The following is a 2,313-nucleotide window of genomic DNA, read 5'->3' on the forward strand; positions in this document are numbered from 1 at the left end:
TTTTTATAGTCTTCCGCGCATACCATTCGCTTAACAAACCCTAAATCTAGCTCGTATAAACGAGCGCCCTTTTTGCAGATATCACAAATAGTAGCCACTCGAATGCAAATCGTTCCGTCATGTACTTCCCTCCACACTTCGACTTTATTTGTACCCATTTCTAACCCTGCGTTATCTAGCATGTCGAATGGAATTTGTACAGTAATTCCGTTTTCCGTTCTCTCTAAATCTACAACTCTGCCCATAAAGGGCATTCCTTCTCCTTCTTGTAAAGGAAAGGGGAAAGTAATGTTCGTATCGCCTTCCACAACGATCACTCCTATCCTAATCTATTAAAAAACCAACCATTTGAATTGTGGACGTAAAATCCAATCCCTTGATTTCCATCTGTGAAGCGAACATGTCCCCAACCTTGAAACTCATTTCCGCCAAGATTTACACCTTTCGTTGCTCTGATGTTATTGTGAAACTTCGTCTCTAAAGTTCCGCCTATGTCAAACGTTTTTCTATCTTGGGCAACATTGATTGTACCTTGACTATCGCCAAATTCTAATCCATCGATTGGCATAATGCCACCATATACACTACCGCTTTGCGCTTGCCAACTATACATAGAAGGATATTTCCCTGTCACCATCTCCACACCAGACACGCATACAGCCGTTCCTTGACCAATGTCACCTTCCGATTTCAGGCGAATGATTACAGCGTGTTCGGTCGGTTTGTAACTTGCTGGTATCGTAATCGTGAACGCTCGTCTTTGTATATCGCCGTAAAAGGTACTAGGAGCGTCAAAAGACTTACTTACTTCGTACCACGTCGTATAGTGGACATTGTCATCGTACTTTACATATAAAATTTGAATCACAGGTTTGGCTGTAACACGCTGATTATTGATTGTCGCTGCACGAAAGTGCGCTGATACGGTATAGATGTTCCCCGGATGAACTCCATTTTTCACCGTAGTTTCAACATAGCTGTTTTTGTCTACCCGAGTCGCATTCACCATTCGCTCATAGCTAAATGCCAGCGTGTCATTTTCGATTACAACAGAACCGTTTTTCCTCCAAAATCGTCCTGTTTCGAACCATGAAAATGCTGTGTTATCTGGCATAACCTGCTTAGGAACACTTGAAAAATCATGGTCAATAACAAGGTTTCGTTTGGCTTGTACCGTTGTTTTTAGTCCTCGTTCATCTTCGAAAAGGAAATCTAGCATTTTAATCGTTACACCGTTTTTGTCGATGAGTATCTTATCGCCACTGATTCGAATGAGATTCGTATCGATACCTTTTGCAGTTAACCATTCGACCATTGTGTCTGCATTAATTGCTAATTTTGCTACATCAATTGTTATCTTCTCTGCTGACAGATTGATAGCTGCGATAATATCGCCTTTTTTCACTTGAGCTAGAATTCCTTCATCTAATACTTGTAACTTAGACCCCACTTCTTTGACATAAGCGTCGAAAGTATCATTCACAAAGGTTTCGTGTTTTTCAGATATAATTGCAACGCCTTTTTCATTAGCGCTGATACTTCTTTCTAACTCCGTTACTTTTTTGGTATATTGTTCAGTTGCTACTTTGTCAGCCAACTCTTCCATGATTTTATCTTTGTCGACCATATCTGCTGGATTTTCAATATAAGAACTTGCTCTCACCGCTTTTTGCAGCATCGGGTGAGCCATCCAAAAAGTACCGTTACGAATCACATAAGCTCTAAGGGCAACTTCAACAGCTTCAGCGGGAGCTACTTTAGTAAATTCTTGTCTCACCCATGTATCAGCTGGAAAAGTAAAATCATTGACCCCAGCTGTAAATTGAGTCCCATCTTTTTTCCAAAAGATGGCGACCATACGTATCATTTTCTTTTCATGTTCTGTCCAATCTTTGACTTTAAAATACGCCGATACAACTACATTTTCACCAGGAGTAACAGGAACTCTCATAGATGTTATGTTACGAAATGCATTATCCGTATTACCGCTAACAGATAACTTTAAAGACGAATCGCCTTTATGCGTTTCGTTTGCATCGACAGAAATCGGCACCGCACTATAAAAATACTTTGTCCCCTGTTTGAAACGAGTATTAAGAAGTTCATTTGTTACCCCAATGCCACCCACATAATCCTCGACATCTTTCATTTTTACCGACAACGCAAGTTCATCAGAATGTTGTTTGATTATCGCCTGTGCTTCGGATATCGCTTTTCCTTGCTGTGTTTGCGTTTCTTGAAGTTTAGATACACTTTGATTGATAACATCCGAGGTCTTTTCAACATTTGTTACCCGTTTATCAAACGAAGTTT

General features: G+C 40.2%; 1 protein-coding gene and 1 pseudogene. Both read right to left on the reverse strand.

The genetic code is table 11. The features are described 5' to 3' along the window. The coding region (locus MR056_RS21830; protein WP_242136723.1) for a hypothetical protein at positions 1-254 on the reverse strand (254 nt) is incomplete at its 3' end. A 65-nt stretch (positions 255-319) separates the two neighbouring features. After that, positions 320-2,313, reverse strand: a pseudogene (locus MR056_RS21835) (phage tail spike protein); the annotation flags it as partial.

Origin of the sequence: Bacillus cereus group sp. BfR-BA-01360 (genome assembly GCF_022663595.1) — a bacterium.
Taxonomy (GTDB): domain Bacteria; phylum Bacillota; class Bacilli; order Bacillales; family Bacillaceae_G; genus Bacillus_A; species Bacillus_A cytotoxicus.